The organism is Methanosarcina sp. 2.H.A.1B.4, assembly GCF_000979385.1.
In the GTDB taxonomy this organism is placed as follows: domain Archaea; phylum Halobacteriota; class Methanosarcinia; order Methanosarcinales; family Methanosarcinaceae; genus Methanosarcina.
Map to the genome: position 1 here is coordinate 1 of NZ_JJOV01000010.1, position 17,026 is coordinate 17,026.

Here is a 17,026-nt window from a genome sequence, read left to right on the forward strand (position 1 = left end):
GAAATAAGTTTGCAGAATCAATAACAGCAGAACGTGAGGAAGTTGACGCTTATATCCCACGAAGCTGAAGACTTCGGGGTTTTACGCTCCTTCCCATAAATTCTGTACCCGGACGCAGTGCTCATTCCCTAAAAAGGTCAGAACCCTTCCTTTTTATATTGGCGCGGGAAGATCTTCATCGGGCTTGCAAAGAAAGGGACTGTAATCAGAGCCTGTGCGCAATCTGTTGCTTAAAGAGGTTGCCTGGTAGAAGGAAAGGCTTTCTGATTGAAGCATAAGGAGGCGCAGAATCTGGTTCCAATAGTTTGTTAGGTGCAAAAGATGCCAGGAAATCCGAATGAAACAAAGCTCGTAAACTTTGCTATGGCCAATAGTACCCGAAGGAAGATAATTAACTTCCTGGCAAATGGCTATAGAAATACCGGGGAAATAGAGGAGATAATCGGGAAGAAGACGCTTGACTTTCATCTCAAGGTTTTGCAACAGGCAGGTCTGATTAAGTTAGAAGAAGGAACTGTGAAGCTGAGTGAATATGGCAAGATGTTCCTGAAGAATAAAACAGGACAGAATGAAGAGAAAACTGCAGACTTTTCTAAGGCAAAGCCAGTGGAGATTGCAAAGATCAGACAGCTTTCGCCCTGCATAGCTGATTCCTCAAGACTCAGGGTGAGTGCAAATATGATACCACCCCTGGGTGGAATCTTGAAACTCCTTGAGCCCCTCTTTCCCAGAAGTAATTATTCGGATAGAAAAGATAGCCTGATAATTCAAAAAGGAGAAATTATCACAACTATTTACGGTAGTGGAAAAGTCTCCATCAGGATGATTAAAAATGAGGATGAAGCAAAAGAAGTACTTGATAGCCTGAAGACCATTATCAATGAGGCTATTGCAAAAGGTGTAGCCCCGGCTCCCAGGGAAAAGGTAAGAGTTGATCTCATGGAGATCTACAAATACCTGCCCCAGACCAACTGTCGTAAGTGCAGCGAGCAGGGCTGTTACAGCTTTGCCATCAAGCTTATGTCCAGACAGGTCACTCTGGACAGGTGTGTACTTCTTAAAGAACCGGAGTACGAAAATAATCAGGAACATCTTCAAATTTTGACCGCTTATATTTGAGCCTGTTACTTAAAAAACAATTTATTCGGAGGAAGTTTTGAAGACGCTTACTATCGTGCTCACTGACGGCCCTTATATTTCCGAATACGCCGAGATTGCCTGCAAACTCGCCGAGAACGCCCTTGAACGGTATCAGGTGAATATATTCCTGTACCTGGACGCAGTGCATATCCCCAAAAAAGGTCAGATACCGTCCTTTTTTACCAGTGCAGGCGAACTTTTCACAGGACTTGCAGAGAAAGGAGCTGTAATCAGAGCCTGTGCACGGTGTGCTGCTGCGAGAGGTTACATAGCAGAAGAGGAAACTGCGAAAGGAAGTAACTGCAAAGACTACTTTCCTGGAATAAAGATCACCAGTCTCTATGAACTTTCAGAAATGCTAAGTAAGAGCGATAGAGTAATCTCACTTCCGAGATGAGGCTGGAAGAATAGGGTTTTTATGAGGTCCGGATTCTTATGAAATCAGTATTCTATCTGCTGGACACTGCTCCCTACGGCAGTGAAAAAGCCTTCGGGGCATTGAATGCGGCTGCAGTAAGCCTTAACAGGATGCATGTGACCCTTGGCCTTTACGGAGATGGAGTTTATCTTGTAGCTGCCGGCCAGGACAGCAGAAAGCTTGGAGTACCAAACCTTTCAGATATCCTCTATTCATATGGGGAATTGAGAGTACTTGTGCATGAACCCTCGCTATTTGAGAGAGGCCTTTTTGGGGAAACCCTGATAGAGACCGTGGAACTCGTCGATGAAGAGGACTTTCTCGAAGCTATGGAAAGCTCGGACTGCGTTCTCGTATTTTAAAGTGGCAGCTATTAAAAATTCGCAGCTCTTGAGTAAGGATAAACAGGAGTAATAATGTGAAACGAGAAGAATATGATATATTCCTGCTGACAAAGCCCCCTTTCAGTCCAAGGTCAGAGTTATGCCTCAAACTGGCTGCTCGCTCCGGAAATGCCAGACTCTACCTTGCAGGAGATGGAGTCTATCACCTGCTTTCCGGAATAGAGGAACTGCCGGGATACAAAGTCTATGCCTGTCAGGAAGACCTCGAGGCCAGAGCGATAGGGGACAGAGAAAAAGTAACAGTTCCGGACAACTTTTACGCTGCTTTTATAGAGGATATGATGGAACACTGCAAATGCGCATATACATTTTAAGTAGTTGACATTATACAATTTAAATGGTTAAGTAGTTGGCATTACACATTTACATATTAAATAGTTGACATTATACATTTTAATATGTGCGAATTGACATTACAAATTTAAAGATATTTAGCTGACTGTACAAATATAGAGGTATATTTTTACTTGTAGCATTTAGAAGAAAATTAAAGCATTAAAAAGGGTCACCGAGCAGGACAGGTTCATATGACCGAAAAACTTCCAGATGAGGTTATTAAGGAGTTAGAATGCGTGAGCCAGCTGCATGAACAGGCGATCTGTGACCACGAAAAATGCAGGAAATTTAGTGAAAGCTTATCCGAACTTCTGGTCAGGCTCGAGGATATGAAGTTTTATCGGACAGCTGACAGGTTAATGGGTATCCTCATAAACTGCAGCCCAAAAGAGGCATCTCACTGCGAAAAATCAACGCTTGTCGGGGAAATGATGAAAGATGTAGTAAAAGAGACACATAAGGCAGCAGAAAAATAAAAAGTAAAAGGTTTTGAAGAAATTAAAAAATGAAAACTTCTGAATATAGAACAGTTCGTAAAAGTCCAGATTCAAAACAATTCCGGATTCAAAACAATTCCAGATTCAAAACAATTCCGGATTCAAAACAATTCCAGATTCAAAACAATTCCGGATTCAAAACATTTCTTTTCTCAACATCGTAATCGCCAGAATCACCGAGAAGAACATAGAGATTATAAAAATAATTGTAAAAGCATGGGGATTACCCTGGAATGGAACACTAACGTTCATCCCAAAAAAGCTTGCAACCATCGTTGGAATCGACATGACGATAGTGACAGAGGTAAGGAATTTCATCACAATATTCAAGTTGTTTGAGATTACCGATGCGTATGCATCCATTGTCCCGCTCAGGATATTGCTATAAATATTTGCCATTTCAATTGCCTGCTTATTTTCGATAATAACATCGTCAAGCAGTTCGGCATCTTCCGGATACATCTTAATAGGATTGGATCTTTGAATTTTTTCAAGGACCATTTCATTGCTTTTCAAAGATGTGGAAAAATATACAAGGCTTTTTTCCAGTTCAAGGAGTTGAATTAACTCTTTGTTTCTCAGGGACTTATGCAGCCTGCTTTCAATAAGCCCGCTTGCTTTGTCAATATTTCTGAGGTACTGGAGATATAATTTTGAGTTTTTATAGAGAATCTGCAAAAAGAAGCGTGTTTTTTTAAATGTATAAAAGGATTTTATTTTTCGTTCAATAAACTCATTTATGATATAATTCTCCCTCAGAGAAACAGTAACAATATTCTTATCATTAATAATAATTCCAAGCGGGACGGTATAATAGATTCCCCCTTCCTGAACATTCATACTCGGCACAGGAGTGTCTATCAATACAACAGTACAGTCCCCGTCAACTTCAATCCTTGCGCGTTCCTCTTCATCAAGGGCAGCTTTAATATGGTCAACAGGAATGTTCAGAGTTTCAGAAACATATGAGATTTCCCGTTCACTGGGATTTACCAGATTAATCCATGCTCCATTTTCAACTTGATCCAGATTTATCATTCCAGCATCTGTTGATTTGAATATCTGAAGCATGTTAATTTCCCCTTCCTTTTCCTGATTTATATGATCCTTTTTCTATTTTGTATGATATTACATTTTTCCACTCAAAATCAATTGGCAGTTTATAAGCTCTAAAGCAGAGCATAAATATATAAATAGTTTTGCGAGTCCATGCATAAACCACTGTGAATGAATTCAGATCAGTAAGACCCGTTAACAGGGAGATTCAGAATCAGTAACGCACATTAACGTGGGATATAAAACATTACAAAAACACCCGCAACGATAAACAGAAAAATAGTATACAGAAAGCACCTTTTTCTGGAGATGCATGCGGATTCTACTTGAATTTTCATGTTCTTAAATTATTGCAAAAAATATATATAAACACCAATATGCGAACCCCCTGCAGGGTATGAACAGCAGCTCTGAAGCTCCGGAAAGAGACAAAACTGGAGAATGAATACAGACCTGAAACTTATTTCAAATAAATTTGAAATAGGAAATTTTATATAGGTTCTTTCAAATATATTTGAAATAACAGGAACAAATCTGGAAAAATCCCCTGGTGGAAAAATGACTCTTGATTATATCATTTATCTTATATCCGTAGGGCTTCAATCAGTGCAGGAGTACCTGGCGCTCCATGTACTGATGTGCCTTGTGCCCGCCTTTTTCCTGGCTGGTGCGATTGCCTCCCTCTTTTCCAAGGAATCGGTACTGAAGTTTTTCGGAGCGGACGCCCCCAAATATGTCTCGTACACGGTAGCTGCGGTTTCAGGCTGCCTACTTGCAGTCTGCAGCTGTACAGTGCTCCCCCTCTTTGCAGGGATATATAAGCGGGGAGCAGGCATAGGTCCTGCAACCACATTTTTATTCTCTGCCCCTGCGATCAATATCCTTGCAATTGTGTATACAGCAAAAATCCTGGGATATGACCTCGGAGCCGCCCGTGCCTTTGCAGCAATTCTTCTTTCCGTACTTGTTGGTTTAGTGATGGCCCTTTTGTATGAAGGGAAAGTAACCGAACGCAAGTCCATAAAAACCTTCGGAGAAGAAGAGCATAAACACAGCGTTGAACTCTTTGTTTTGCTAATTGCAGTCCTTATCGCTCCCGAGCTGATGTCCTCCTGGGGCTGGAAGTACACAACCCAGCTGCTTGTCTGGGCTCCCATGATAGGGATTACAGCTTACCTATCCTTAAAATGGTTCTCAAAAGAAGAAATCGACAGCTGGATGGGCGAAACCTGGTTCCTGATAAAACAGATAACCCCCCTGCTCCTGCTGGGAGTTTTCTTTGCAGGGATTGCAGTTGTAGTGCTCCCAAAAGAGTATGTAGCAGCTTTTGTGGGAGGGAATTCTCTGACTTCAAACTTTATTTCCTCAGTAGCCGGAGCCCTGATGTACTTCTCCACCCTCACGGAAGTGCCTATCATAAAGGCCCTGACCCTGCTTGGAATGGGAGCAGGCCCCTCCCTTGCAATGCTCCTTGCAGGCCCCGCACTCAGCCTACCGAATATGATTGTAATCAACAGGATAATGGGGACAAAAAAAGGCATGACCTACATCTCCCTTGTGGTTTTGATTGCAACTACATCAGGGTATATATTCGGAGCTCTGATTGTATAAAAGAGAAGTAAAATCGAATCAAATAAGTAAAGTTCTAAGATAAAGTTCTAAATAATCATATAAAGCTATCACATTAACAGGATCAAATAACAAGGTGAAACACATGAGAATCGAAGTACTGGGATCAGGTTGCGCAAAATGCAATAAGACAAAGGAAATGGCCGAAAAAGCTGTCAAAGAAATGGGTATAGAAGCGGAAATCGTTAAGGTAGATGACTTTGACAAAATCCTGGGATACGGAGTCATGATAACTCCTGCCCTTGTTATTGACGGAGATGTTAAAGTCGCAGGCAAGGTCCCAAGTGTAGAAGACATCAAAAAGTGGATTGCAAAGTAACAGACATATAAAGCGACATGAGACACTGATAGAAATCCAAATTGAAATCTAAAGTTAAAACCAGGTTTAAGGTAGTGTGAAAAAATGGTAGAAGAAACAAAATGTGCATGTGGTTCGGCAAACGTGGCAATATTTCCCTGTGCAGGAGCCGCAAATGTAGGCCAGCTTTCAAACAAAATCGCAGTTGAGCTCGATAAGCAGGGGCTAGGAAACCTGATGTGTACAGTAGGGATCGGTGCCAGAGCTCCGGGGATTATGAAGTCTGCCGAAGCTTCCGACCGGATCATAGCCATTAACGGCTGTCCTGTAAACTGTGCAACCAAAACTATGGAACTTGCCGGCTTTAAAGTGGACCGTACGATCGTGATTTCCGAACTTGGAATAAAGAAAACAAAGGATAGAGACCTTAAGGAAGAAGAAGTCGCCGAAGTCCTTGAAAAAGTTATGGAGATCCTGCAGTCCGAATGATCTCCTTCCTATTTTTTGATTTTTGATTTTTGATTTTTGAAATCCAGCCCACGTTTTTTGTTTCGCATATCCGAAATGCATTGAACCCAAAACAATCACCTGCTCCCTCTCTACCAGGCCTTAAGAAAAGTATTTATACGACGATAATTCAATGATTGATTATATGATTAATGAAGAGAATATACAGATCTTCAAAGCCCTGAGCGAGGAGACCAGATATAAAATCATAAAAGTCCTGCTTGAAGGGGAAAAATGCGCCTGTGAGATTCCTGACCTCATAGGCAAGACCCAGTCCAACACCTCGATGCATCTTGCAAAACTGCAGGACTGGGATATCATCAAAGTAAGAAAGGACGGGAAGATGAGGCTTTATTCCATAGATAACGAAAAGGTCCGGAAGATTCTGAAAATCGTCGAAGAATAAGTTATTTTTTCGGTTGCTTCCAAAAATTTCGCATCATGGGTAGCAGGACACAGCAGATTTCTTAAAAAATGAGTCTCTGAAACTTGCCTGCCTGAAGGCAGACTCATCTGCAGCAATCACACCCACTATATGTGGGAAGAAGGTTCTGGTTGCCCCTTTCAACTTCCCAGCATTCAAAACAGAGCTTTATTGTGCCAGGTTCTCTGTGCTTTACTTTTAGCAGCGAATTTTCATCCTTACCACAGATAGAACATCTAACCATTTTAGAACCTCAGTTACAGTTTTCATCCCAACGTACGGTGGTCTCTTTTCATTCTCAAAAATATCCGGAATAAGGTACTGAACCCGGCATATTTTGAGATTTTGCTGGATTGAACGTTCAGGTTCTAACTCATGTATTCCTGTAAAAAATTTCATTGAAACGACACCCTTATATCAATGAATTATTATATCAATATATGCTGATATAATAGAATGAAAAATGGGCATCCAAATAGGGCAAAAATAAAACAGAAAAGAAGGGACTCAAAATGGCTGATATCTTTTATCCTCTGCAATGGATTGCAGACAAACTGACGTACGAGGTTTTCGGGATTACACCCGCTACTCACCTTGCAGCCAGTGTTAATTTCATCATCTACGACGTATTGAAAATAGTCATCCTGCTATCCGTGATGATTTTCGCGATCTCCTACCTCAGGACCTATATCACTCCGGAAAAAACAAGAAAGGTGCTCGGAGGCAAGAAAGGGCTCCGCTACCACCTGATAGCTTCCCTGATAGGGACAGTCTCTCCGTTCTGTTCATGCTCCTCAGTGCCCCTTTTTATAGGGTTTGTGGAAGCTGGAGTGCCCCTCGGAGTTACCTTCTCCTTCCTGATAACATCCCCTCTGGTAAACGAAGCTGCTGTGGCCGTACTCTGGGCAACCCTCGGCTTGAAGGCAACTGTAATTTATGTTGTATCGGGTATTGTGCTAGGCGTATTTGGAGGCTACATTATCGGCGTCCTGAAACTGGAAAGGTATGTGGAAGAGTTCGTCTACAAAATTAAAGTCGGAAAACAGGCATCTGAAAAAGAAAACATAACTACGAAGGAGAGAGCCAGGGATGCTTTCGAAGCCGTTAAAGACATCGTGGGAAAAGTCTGGATCTACGTGATCATAGGGGTAAGTATAGGAGGCATCTTTCACGGTTATGCTCCGGAAGACATCCTCCAAAAATACGCCGGAAAGGACAACCTGCTTGCAGTTCCGATTGCTGTCCTTATTGGGGTTCCCCTCTACTCAAACGTCATGGGCATGATCCCAATAGTGGAGAGCCTTATAGGAAAAGGACTCCCGATCGGGACTTCCCTGGCATTCCTGATGTCGGTTACTGCGGTGTCCCTGCCCGAAATGATCATCCTTAAAAAGGTGCTGAAAAAAGAACTGATTGCAATCTTCGTCTCTATTGTGGCGCTGTCGATCATCTTCACGGGCTACCTGTTCAACATATTGCTGTAACTATATCAGAAATCTTTGAAAATTGAGCGATTGAAAATACAAAACCTGAAATCAAAACCTGAAATCAAAACCTGAAATCAAAACCTGAATCAAAATCTGAATCAAAATCTGAATTAAAACCTGAAATCAAAAGACAAAAAGTGGTGAAAAACATGAAAATCGAAATACTCGGAACCGGATGCACAAAGTGTAAGAAAACAAAGGAAGCTATCGAAAAAGTCCTCAAAGAAAACGGTGTGGAAGCCGAAGTAGTAAAAGTTGAGGATTTTGAAACCATCCTGAACTACGGTGTGATGGTAACTCCCGCAGTAGTTGTTGACGGCGAAGTTAAGCTTGCAGGCAAAATTCCGGATGAAAAAGAAATCCGGAAATGGATTGAATGAACATCTTGACCCGACCAGATCCAGACTAGTTTTATTTTGAAAGAAAGGATTAACTCCGGAGAGGATTAATTAATAGCTTTCCAGATACAATTAATAGCATTCCAGATACCTGAAAATTGAATTCGAAAACGAATTGAGGTGGTCATATGGCTGAAATTACTGTCAACTCCACAATATGCGACTTTACACACAAAATTCGTGGAAGCATGAAAGGCGGAAAAATCATTGTAGATATCGAAACTCCGTGTGAAAAAATAAAGGAAATCTCGCACCTGGAAATTCCCATGATGGAAACCCTTGACATCAAAGACAACTATGTGATGGAGAGAGCAAAAGAGGCAAAAATCTGCTCAAACTGCCTTGTGCCCTGCGGGGTGCTTAACCTCTGCAAGCTGGAAAGCGGGTTTCTTGCAAAGTCCCTTGCAAAAAAAGCAGGAAGCCTCAGTATTGATTTTGATGAAGTCTGAGATATTTCTGAGAAGTAAGGATCTACCCCTGACCCTTCATATCTTGAAATTTCGGGCAGAACCTTATTTTCCAAAACATTTTTTTTCCTAAAAACATATCTTCTTTTAAAAACAGCTATCCATTTTAAAAATAGTTATTCTTTTAAAAACAGCTATCCATTTTAAAAATAGTTATTCTTTTAAAAACACCTCTTCTTTTTTTATTTCAGTGCATCAAGCTATTAGCGATAAAGACATAATTATGAACTGGGGTCAGCAGAAAGCTACAGGGTGATGCTGAAAAGTAAGAACTGGAAAGCAAATAGAGCAAAAGGGGGTTGCGGACAGCAGATGATAAGCACAGTACTTGTTCCTGCGGATTTTACTATCGAAACGGAAGATTTGCTCGGCTGCATAGGAGAACTTAAAAACGCCGGCTTGAAAAAAGTAATCCTGCTGCATGTAGTGGACATACATAAAAGCCAGGGGCTTGCCCCTATGTTTGAACGGAATGCAAAGGAAAGGATTGAGGATTATGCAGGTTTTGCCAGAGAACTTGAACTTGAAACCGAAACCCTGGTAGTGTTAGGGGACGTCAGAAGGACAATTGCGGAGATAGCAGACCGGGAAGACGTTGATGCGATTATAATGGGGGCCACCACTAAAGGATTCGTAAAGGGGAAGCTTCTCGGAAGAACTACTGAATACATAGCACGTAGTTCAAAGAAAATACTGCTGGTTGAAAAGTATGAAGCTATGAAAGAAGGAAAGGAAGTTTATGAGAAGGCCTGCAGGGCAACGTTTTCCAGGATTCTTGTACCTCTCGACTTTTCAAAAGAGGCAATGAAGGCGATAGAACAGCTTCAGGAGTTTAATGGAATCGTAAAAGAAGTTCTGTTCCTGCATGTAATAGATGACATAAAAGATATGGACCTGCTGGACGAACAGAGAGAAGAGGCAAAAGAAAGGCTCCGGAGAATTAAGGAGCGGCTTGAAGGCATAAAAAGCCAGTACCTTGTCGTTGAAGGAATCCCATCAGATGAGATTGTTAAATTTGCCAGCATAGAAGATGTCACCCTGATTATGCTGACTGCCCGCGGGGAAGGAGCCTTAATAGACCTTCTGCTCGGAAGCACGGCAGAAAATGTACTCCGGAAAACCACAAAACCCGTACTGATTATCCCTGCAAGCAAAGAGTTCGAGGGAGAAGAGTGGGATGAGGGAGAAGAATATGCCTGAAGAGAATGAAAGAAGAGTGGAATAAGGGAGAAGAATATGCCTGAAGAGAATGAAAGAAGAGTGGGATAAGGGAGAAGAATATGCCTGAAGAGAATGAAGAAAGGGAGCTTGATTTCTTCAGTAAATATCTCTCTATCTGGGTTGCAATCTGTATCATGCTCGGAACTGCAATAGGTTATGTTTTTCCAGGTTTTGCGGATACCCTTGGAGGTATTGAGATTGCAAATGTCTCAATACCTGTAGCTATCGTGCTCCTGGTCATGATGTATCCTATCATGCTTAAGATTAATTTTGAAGAAATCCTGAACGTTGAGGCAAATTTAAAGCCACTCCTTCTAACTCTGATCGTAAACTGGGCAATCAAGCCCTTTACGATGGCTTTTGTTGCATGGTTTTTTATGCGCGTGCTCTTTGGATCCCTGATCCCTGCTGACCTTCAGGCGCAGTATATTGCAGGCATGATCCTGCTAGGGATTGCTCCCTGCACAGCTATGGTACTTGTCTGGACCTACCTTGCAAGAGCCAATATTAACTATGCTTTGATTCAGGTTTCAGTAAATGACCTTATTATTCTGGTCCTTTTCGCCCCACTGGGCAAGTTTCTCCTCGGGATCACAACTGACTTTCCGGTTCCTCTTATGACTATCTTCGTCTCGGTCCTGTTTTATGTGGCAATTCCTCTCGGCCTTGCCGTGCTGACAAGGCAAGTAGTGATAAGGAAAAAAGGCATTGCCTGGCTTGAAAACAGACTGATCCGAAAAACACAGTGGATTACTCCTGCCGGACTTTTAATAACTCTGGTCCTGATTTTTATATTCCAGGGAAACAACATCATAAATTACCCCCTGCATATTTTCCTGATCGCGATCCCTCTGGTGCTGCAGACTTACCTGATCTTCGGGATCGGGTATGCAGGAGCAAAATACCTGAAAATTCCCTACAGGGAAGCTGCACCTTCAACCTTTATCGGCGCCAGTAATTTCTTTGAACTGGCAGTGGCAGTAGCCTTAATTCTGTTCGGAATGGAATCAGGAGCTGCACTCGCAACTGTTGTGGGAGTGCTTGTGGAAGTGCCTGTTATGCTTTCCCTTGTGAAGATCATGAACAGGAATAGGGAAAAATTCAGGTCTAATAAGCTTTGCCTGTAAAATCCCCTGAAAAGAGCTATTTACTGGGTACAAGGAGTATTTTTTAGGTATCTTATGGATTTTTTAGGTTCACAGCATATTTTTAAGGTAAAGTCATTTTATAGGCAAAGCGGGTCTGATAGGAAAAAATAAATGGTAGTAGGGGTGAGTTACTGAAAACCGCAAACATAAGAATCTCCCTACAGTTTCCCCAACCACTGGAGATGCGCTCTCTTTTTCATATTTGATCAATGACTCACCCCCATTACCGAAAATTGCTTAGAAAAAAACTATTAAAGAAAAACATCAGGAGATAAGCACTTGACCGAAATTACAGTAAACTCTACCATCTGTGGCTTTACCCATAAAATTATGGGGAGTATGAAAGGCAATAAAATAATTGTAGATATCGAAACCCCCTGCGAAAAAATAAAAAAGTTTTCGCATATGGAAATTCCCATGATGGAAACCCTGGACATCAAGAACAACTACGTGATTGATAGAGCACAGGAAGCGCAGTGCTCCTCAAACTGCCTGGTCCCCTGTGCCGTACTTAACCTCTGCAAGCTTGAAAGTGGTTTTATGGCAAAGTCCCTGGCAAAAAAGGCGGGCAGCATCAGTATTGAATTCAATAGTATCTGAACTTATAGGTGAGAGGGACCAGGCAACAAAAAGCAGCCTTCAGACTACCAGCCTACAAAAAATATCGTGGACTCGCAATTAGCCTACAGGACCATCACACTCTTTATCTACGCTATCCAGATACACACTGTAAGTATGATTGTTTTTTACCCGGAACGTAATCGATTTATCCTGCTCGAGTTTATAACTGAGAAACTGTTCTAAGGTATTATCGCATACCCTGGTGTTTTCTCCAGCGCTTATATTTACATTTACCAGAGCATCAAAGCCTTTTGTATGTGCATTAAACACGAAAAAATGATCTGTATATTTCAAAATGTCAAAACTGGCATCATATGTATTGCGGCTTATCCGGTTGTATTCATAAAACGATACTATGGACATCTTATTTGAATTGTAGTTATCCACCCAGTCATGGAATTTTGAGCGGCTGATAGAGTATTTTATAGCGGGCTCCAGGTCGAGTTCGTGGGTGAAAGCCGGATAAACCATGCCCGCCCCGGATGCCGGCTCCCACCATGCCCAGGCATCATCATCCAGATTTCCAATATATCTTTCCGCATGAATTCCCGAGTCTCCGTTTCTCCAGAACATCCCCAGATTTTCATATGCATAAATTGCATGTGTAACATTGTCCCTGTTTCTCATGGAGCACCAGCTTGTCGGCTTCTTCCCTATTTTTTCATAAACATATGAGTATCCCTCATCCATTACTTTACAGGCCTGCTCATTAGGGAGGCTGTTTAATTCTTCTGAGTAGTGTACCCCTACGTCCCAGGAATAATTAACAACCAGGTTACGCAGGAATCCAAGGTCTGACTCACTGCACTGCCCAAGAAGCTCTATATCAAACCAGATGGTGCCTCTATTATTCTTGCTGTTAAGGTAGCTTATACCCTTCTCGGTAGTATTTCTTACATGAGGCCCGTCAAGCCCGAAAGGAACCAGCGCGCTATCCCCTATTGCGGTTATGAATTTACGGTCTGCTCTCTGGCTTATGCGGTATATACTGACATCGAAGTATCCTCCTTTTCCAGCGAGAAAAGATGTGAACTTGAGGTACCCATTTGAAAAATCAATATACGGCAATCTTTGCCTCTCAAAATTATAAAAAGGAGTCGTGATACATTTTCCGTCTTTTGCAAATATGGTGTTTGTCTTACTGCATCCGTCAAACGTAATTTCAAAATCCAGCTTCTCTGCGGCATTCCCCAGAAATAGGGTTTCAGACCCGATATCGTCGGAAGAAATTTCAAAATAACTTTTTAATATAATCCTGTTATTTGTCTCCTGAATTACCAGCTTTGAACCCGGGCTGTTAAGCTCAACAAAACTTTGAGGATTGTCCGTTTTTATATCCATCGAGATGTGATAAGTACATCTAACCATTGGTGTAAGCCTGCAGATGTAGAGCGACCCTGTTTGTCTTGACTGTCCCTGGTAGTGAATATGCTGAAAAGAAGCAGCTTCACAGAACCTGTGGGCATCTGGAGATTTCATTAAGCTTCCCAGGCACCTGTTTATTCCAGAACCAAAAACAGCATCTGCAGCTGGAAGAAAACCGCAGGGAGATAAACCGGGGTCTTTTGTAGTTTTATACTTTAGCCCTCTTGAAAAACCATTAAAAAGGACCTGCGTTTTCAGCGTCCCGTAAATTACTGAATATAGCCGGTCATAAGGCTTATTCCCTTGAAGTTTGGCCATGAAAACGTTATTTTGAACACTGTCATTTTTAGAGTAATCCTGTGAAAACAGGATAATACTACCCGAACCAATATTTTCAGGATTTTCGGGATTAACTGTGCAAGGGGAAATACCAGTTCCTCCAATACAGGACAAGTAATGAATAATCTGGGAAGAAATCATTTTAGTCAATCGAAATAACTATACTTAATAAATATTATCAAGTAGTGAGGTCTTATTACTCACGAGATATAATTGCATGGTACTTGTACTCATAATACATTGACTGCACATACTCCATCTTAAACCCATGTTTATTTGCAATGCTTTCTATTATGCAGGGTTTATGACTATATCCGAGAATATCTTTAGGGCGGTTTTTTAAGCTCGCTGATACAAAGGTAAGAGCTTCAAAGCCTATTTTACAAAAAATCTTCCTGCATCCGAAATCGCGTGAAAAGAACCCTATTTTCCATAATGGATATAAGCGAGGGTTCAGTAAGTCAAAAAGGACTATTTTACCTCCTTTATTAAGATACCTTGATGAGTTGTAAATAAAAGTATCAACTTCTTCATCTGTGAGGTATTGGATCACTCCAGCTGCAGTTATTCGGTCAAAGGAGGAATCAAGCTTTTCCCAGACAGTTTTATCGTCGGCAAGGATTAAAGCTATATTTTCAGACTTTCTTTTCCGGATTCTTTTACCTGCTTCATCAAGCATTGATGCGGAAAAATCGGTTCCTACAAGCCTTTCATATTCCAATGCATAATAAACCAGAAGCTCTCCGGCCCCGCAACCAAAGTCAAGAAGTGTTTTGCCCCCATCCAGATGGAAGAGTTTTTCCCTGGCTTCTCTGGAAATAAATTCCTCAGATGAAGACCTGTGACCTCCGCTTCTCTTATCTGCAAAAAACTCTTCCCAGACAGATTTTGGTTTCGACATTTTTTTTATACCCCAACGTCTTACTTCTTGTGATACCTTTTCCCTATACAATCAGGACTTTACATTGAATAATATTTTATTTTTTAAGCTCACTGATTTGTGATTTCAAGAGAAGAATAACTGTAATTTCACCCATATGTGCATAAATATATATACCTTTCGGGTTAAAGACCATTTCTTTTTGGACTGTTAATTTTCACAGCTGTACCACCTTTTTCACGCAGATGCAGAAAATTTTGAAAAAAAGTTTATCAGTATAAATGAGCCGCGGTTCTGAAAAAAATCAAATATAATAACATGTTTGATATCAAACAAAATTGATATGAAAATCCTTAATTAGAAAGCTTAACTTCTTTTATTTATGAGCTATTGCTGCCCTGCGGACCCCGAGAAAAAAAAGGAATGGGAGGAGAAAATGATCCAGGAAATAGATTTTCTGGACAATGACATTAAAAAAGCCAGTGAGATATTCAGTGCTCTCGGACACCCCATAAGGCTGAAAATTGCTTATTTTCTCTCTCAGCGAGACCACTGTGTTTGCGAACTGACATTCAAGTTAAACGAGAGGCAGAACCTTGTTTCCCATCATCTGACTATCATGAAAAACTGCGGGATTGTCGAAGCTTACAGCAGCTCAAAATGGAGGTTTTACAGGTTGAACCCTGAATTTGGAAATATTTTGAACATCGTCTCGCAGATGCAAAACAAAAAATCAGAATAAAAGGTTAAACTCGGACCGAAGAAAAAGACTGACAAAGCCGAGAAAAACAAAAACAAAGAAGATAAGAAAAACCAGGAAAAAGCCTGAAAATGAAAATACCTGGAGGATTTCAGTCCTCACGGCAACAGCAGCATTCCTCTTCGTCCTTATCCTTTTCAAAAATTTTGTCATAGACATTTTCACCATATATGTTCGTCCACCCAATCTGCGACCCTGCAGCTACAAACATAGCAACTGAAATGGCTTCGGCAATCTCTTCTTTTGTAGCCCCTGCTGCAACTGCCCTCTGGGAGTGTACATCAACGCAGTACTGACAGCGCATGAGCACCGACGAGGCAACAGCAATCAGTTCTTTTGTCTTAATGTCAAGGAAACTATCCTTGAAAATCGAATTTCTCAACTGTCCAAAAGCTTCGGCAGTTTCAGGCAACATTTCGTTTAAAAATGACATTAAAATCTCCTCCGGTAATTAAAAAATATTTTTAACGACCCGGCTTTCTGCATAAATTGGTGTTCCAGCGCATTCCATTGCCCTGGGATTCAGGCTTATGCGTATACAGAAGGTCTTCTTCATCGGGTTCGACACTGTTCTCAGGATATTCTTCTTCTGCCTTTTTCTCCTGTATTCCTTCCTTTTCGTCTCCCATTTCTCAGCCTCCGGGATAATTAGATTCCAAAAACCAGTAATAATAAGTTGATTATTAAAGAACCACATATTAAAAAACAGCCTCGATGAGTATCAAGAATATTTGATACATATGTAAAGCAATCCGGCAAAAAGAGAATATCCGTGGATTTAGAGTTAACTAAGCCTAAACTTGAAGTCCAAAAACTTATTGAAATGTTTGATAAGGTATTCACAAAGCTAATATTGAGAAAATCAAAGGTAGATACCAATCAGACAAAGTAGAAAGGTTATTATTGTCAGAAGCTGAAAGGAAAGATTTAACAGGAGATGAACCTGGAAGATGGACACCCCCCGATTTAATAATCCCGGCACAGGGACAAATTACGATAAGCAGTGGGCTTTTGAAGTCGCTTATTTTATCCAGCACACAGGCACAACTCTGCAAAATCTGGGGAACTTTCTGAATGCCAGGGATTATGTTGAAGCCCGTAGCCTGGCTGCAGAGATAAAGCAGAGAGCAGAATACGAAAAAACCCTCCAGCCGGATTTCAGAACTTCAGATTATTTTGTGCAGGCTCGCAGGCTTTTTAACCGGTTTCTGGACGAATGTGTAAACTTTGCCGAGCTCCTGAGGGTTACGACCATTCAGGAAGAAACCGGATGTGAAGAATTGCTGGACAAGCCGGAGCAGATCCGGAACTCCATAGACAGGATGAACCTTTTAAAAGAAATGTTAACAAGTGAGCTTCACCTAAAAGGCTGGTACTGAGTAAGCCTTTACCTGTGAGAATTAATACATTTAAAACACAACATGTTTTTGATTCTGGATTTGTGAACTACCACTCAGCTAAAGACTGACTGGCTTCTCGGGTCATCCCTTCCTCTATTGAGGACAAGTCACGCGAGCTCAACCCTGCGTCCTGCAGGTGAAAATATGAGTGTGATACTAGAGATACCATACGGCTAACGGCTTTCCCCGCCTTAATCCTGATCCCTTCAGGATGATTCTTGCCCTGTTATC

22 protein-coding genes are annotated in these 17,026 nt (G+C 41.3%); 17 read left to right on the forward strand and 5 right to left on the reverse strand.

Annotation, left to right across the window (positions count from 1 at the left end):
- The first annotated feature begins 321 nt into the window (after positions 1 to 321).
- The 5 genes from EO92_RS02090 to EO92_RS02110 all read left to right on the forward strand — a co-directional run bounded on the left by EO92_RS02090 (position 322) and on the right by EO92_RS02110 (position 2,774).
- Positions 322 to 1,119: a (Fe-S)-binding protein gene (locus tag EO92_RS02090; RefSeq protein WP_048168936.1), complete on the forward strand. Its 798-nt coding sequence runs from the start codon at positions 322 to 324 to the stop codon at positions 1,117 to 1,119.
- 37 nt (positions 1,120 to 1,156) lie between these two features.
- On the forward strand, positions 1,157 to 1,537 hold the full coding sequence (locus EO92_RS02095) for a DsrE/DsrF/TusD sulfur relay family protein (protein ID WP_082107915.1): 381 nt from the start codon (positions 1,157 to 1,159) through the stop codon (positions 1,535 to 1,537).
- A gap of 38 nt (positions 1,538 to 1,575) precedes the next feature.
- Positions 1,576 to 1,920, forward strand: a complete 345-nt coding sequence (locus tag EO92_RS02100; protein ID WP_048131473.1) for a DsrE family protein — start codon at positions 1,576 to 1,578, stop codon at positions 1,918 to 1,920.
- Positions 1,921 to 1,976: 56 nt separating this feature from the next.
- Positions 1,977 to 2,276 carry a sulfurtransferase complex subunit TusB gene (gene tusB, locus EO92_RS02105; protein WP_048131474.1) on the forward strand — a complete coding sequence of 100 codons (300 nt, stop codon included), beginning with the start codon at positions 1,977 to 1,979 and terminating at the stop codon, positions 2,274 to 2,276.
- 213 nt (positions 2,277 to 2,489) lie between these two features.
- Positions 2,490 to 2,774 (forward strand): hypothetical protein, encoded by a 285-nt coding sequence (locus tag EO92_RS02110; protein WP_048131475.1) that lies wholly within the window; start codon positions 2,490 to 2,492, stop codon positions 2,772 to 2,774.
- A gap of 156 nt (positions 2,775 to 2,930) precedes the next feature.
- Here the strand turns inward: EO92_RS02110 and EO92_RS02115 are convergent, their stop codons facing one another.
- Positions 2,931 to 3,866: a magnesium transporter CorA family protein gene (locus EO92_RS02115; RefSeq protein WP_048162940.1), complete on the reverse strand. Its 936-nt coding sequence runs from the start codon at positions 3,864 to 3,866 to the stop codon at positions 2,931 to 2,933.
- A gap of 543 nt (positions 3,867 to 4,409) precedes the next feature.
- Here EO92_RS02115 and EO92_RS02120 point away from each other — a divergent pair.
- The 10 genes from EO92_RS02120 (at position 4,410) to EO92_RS02170 (ending at position 12,030) form a co-directional block, all read left to right on the forward strand.
- Positions 4,410 to 5,462 (forward strand): permease, encoded by a 1,053-nt coding sequence (locus EO92_RS02120; protein ID WP_048168941.1) that lies wholly within the window; start codon positions 4,410 to 4,412, stop codon positions 5,460 to 5,462.
- A gap of 103 nt (positions 5,463 to 5,565) precedes the next feature.
- Positions 5,566 to 5,799, forward strand: a complete 234-nt coding sequence (locus EO92_RS02125) for a thioredoxin family protein (RefSeq protein WP_048168943.1) — start codon at positions 5,566 to 5,568, stop codon at positions 5,797 to 5,799.
- Positions 5,800 to 5,883: 84 nt separating this feature from the next.
- Positions 5,884 to 6,267 (forward strand): putative zinc-binding protein, encoded by a 384-nt coding sequence (locus EO92_RS02130; RefSeq protein ID WP_048168945.1) that lies wholly within the window; start codon positions 5,884 to 5,886, stop codon positions 6,265 to 6,267.
- 163 nt (positions 6,268 to 6,430) lie between these two features.
- Positions 6,431 to 6,691, forward strand: a complete 261-nt coding sequence (locus EO92_RS02135; protein ID WP_235283131.1) for a helix-turn-helix transcriptional regulator — start codon at positions 6,431 to 6,433, stop codon at positions 6,689 to 6,691.
- Positions 6,692 to 7,221: 530 nt separating this feature from the next.
- Positions 7,222 to 8,193: a permease gene (locus EO92_RS02145; protein ID WP_048168951.1), complete on the forward strand. Its 972-nt coding sequence runs from the start codon at positions 7,222 to 7,224 to the stop codon at positions 8,191 to 8,193.
- A gap of 152 nt (positions 8,194 to 8,345) precedes the next feature.
- Positions 8,346 to 8,576 (forward strand): thioredoxin family protein, encoded by a 231-nt coding sequence (locus EO92_RS02150; protein ID WP_048162949.1) that lies wholly within the window; start codon positions 8,346 to 8,348, stop codon positions 8,574 to 8,576.
- A 146-nt stretch (positions 8,577 to 8,722) separates the two neighbouring features.
- Positions 8,723 to 9,043, forward strand: coding sequence for a DUF6951 family protein (locus EO92_RS02155; RefSeq protein WP_048162951.1), 321 nt, complete (start codon positions 8,723 to 8,725; stop codon positions 9,041 to 9,043).
- Positions 9,044 to 9,373: 330 nt separating this feature from the next.
- Complete coding sequence (locus tag EO92_RS02160) at positions 9,374 to 10,261, forward strand: universal stress protein (protein ID WP_048168965.1); 888 nt, start codon at positions 9,374 to 9,376, stop codon at positions 10,259 to 10,261.
- An 80-nt stretch (positions 10,262 to 10,341) separates the two neighbouring features.
- Positions 10,342 to 11,409 (forward strand): ACR3 family arsenite efflux transporter, encoded by a 1,068-nt coding sequence (gene arsB, locus EO92_RS02165; RefSeq protein ID WP_048168953.1) that lies wholly within the window; start codon positions 10,342 to 10,344, stop codon positions 11,407 to 11,409.
- Between the two features lie 300 nt (positions 11,410 to 11,709).
- Positions 11,710 to 12,030, forward strand: a complete 321-nt coding sequence (locus EO92_RS02170) for a DUF6951 family protein (protein WP_048168955.1) — start codon at positions 11,710 to 11,712, stop codon at positions 12,028 to 12,030.
- A 78-nt stretch (positions 12,031 to 12,108) separates the two neighbouring features.
- Here the strand turns inward: EO92_RS02170 and EO92_RS02175 are convergent, their stop codons facing one another.
- Together EO92_RS02175 and EO92_RS02180 are read right to left on the reverse strand one after the other, a co-directional pair.
- Positions 12,109 to 13,734 carry a hypothetical protein gene (locus tag EO92_RS02175; RefSeq protein ID WP_235283132.1) on the reverse strand — a complete coding sequence of 542 codons (1,626 nt, stop codon included), beginning with the start codon at positions 13,732 to 13,734 and terminating at the stop codon, positions 12,109 to 12,111.
- A gap of 217 nt (positions 13,735 to 13,951) precedes the next feature.
- Positions 13,952 to 14,656, reverse strand: a complete 705-nt coding sequence (locus EO92_RS02180; protein WP_048168959.1) for a class I SAM-dependent methyltransferase — start codon at positions 14,654 to 14,656, stop codon at positions 13,952 to 13,954.
- 361 nt (positions 14,657 to 15,017) lie between these two features.
- On the opposite strand from EO92_RS02180, the gene EO92_RS02185 reads away from it, so the two are divergent.
- Positions 15,018 to 15,377, forward strand: coding sequence for a helix-turn-helix transcriptional regulator (locus EO92_RS02185; protein ID WP_052734238.1), 360 nt, complete (start codon positions 15,018 to 15,020; stop codon positions 15,375 to 15,377).
- Between the two features lie 109 nt (positions 15,378 to 15,486).
- Here EO92_RS02185 and EO92_RS02190 read toward each other — a convergent pair whose 3' ends face one another.
- Both EO92_RS02190 and EO92_RS17405 read right to left on the reverse strand, forming a co-directional pair.
- On the reverse strand, positions 15,487 to 15,828 hold the full coding sequence (locus EO92_RS02190; RefSeq protein WP_048168961.1) for a carboxymuconolactone decarboxylase family protein: 342 nt from the start codon (positions 15,826 to 15,828) through the stop codon (positions 15,487 to 15,489).
- A gap of 31 nt (positions 15,829 to 15,859) precedes the next feature.
- Complete coding sequence (locus tag EO92_RS17405) at positions 15,860 to 16,024, reverse strand: hypothetical protein (protein WP_156165702.1); 165 nt, start codon at positions 16,022 to 16,024, stop codon at positions 15,860 to 15,862.
- Between the two features lie 321 nt (positions 16,025 to 16,345).
- Between EO92_RS17405 and EO92_RS02195 the strand changes: the two genes are divergently transcribed.
- Positions 16,346 to 16,774, forward strand: a complete 429-nt coding sequence (locus tag EO92_RS02195; protein ID WP_048168963.1) for a hypothetical protein — start codon at positions 16,346 to 16,348, stop codon at positions 16,772 to 16,774.
- Positions 16,775 to 17,026 lie beyond the last annotated feature (252 nt).